1 pseudogene is annotated in these 527 nt (G+C 30.9%); it reads right to left on the minus strand.

Annotation, left to right across the window (positions count from 1 at the left end):
- Positions 1 to 120: pseudogene (locus tag KPL38_RS19475) on the minus strand (sporulation initiation factor Spo0A C-terminal domain-containing protein); the annotation flags it as partial.
- Between the last annotated feature and the right edge of the window lie 407 nt (positions 121 to 527).

A 527-nucleotide genomic window follows, 5' to 3' on the forward strand; every position in this document is an offset into this window, starting at 1 on the left:
CTTTGAAACCCTATTTTCTAATCTTAACTTATCAGCAATCATTGCTATAAATTCTGAATTTGTAGGTCTGCCTTTTTCATTGTTTATAGTATAACCAAAAATCTTATTAATGGAATTGACGGAGTTACTGGTGCTACGGGAAATGTTGGAGCCACTGGTGCAACTGGATCATTTCCAGCCATATTTGGTCAAATATTTAATGGAGGTGATCAGGTAGTACCTCTAGAAACAGATGTAATATTTGATAGTAATGGATTAATGCAAGGGGTTACCCATGTCCTCGGGACAACTGACATTCAATCTCACTAATAGTAAGGTTAATGTCTTAAAATTGTATTTTAACTACAGATAAATGCAACTAATTTTTTTATTTTTTCTTTATATTGCACTTTTTTATTATATAGGAAACAGCTTGTGGAAACCGCTGTGGATAACATTTTAGATAACATTTTAGATGAAAATTAGGTGGAAAATTCAAGAGAAATATGAGATGATTAAATCATGAGAAAAAATAAGATTACTATAAA

It is taken from the genome of Clostridium psychrophilum, assembly GCF_018861705.1.
GTDB lineage: Bacteria > Bacillota > Clostridia > Clostridiales > Clostridiaceae > Clostridium_AD > Clostridium_AD psychrophilum.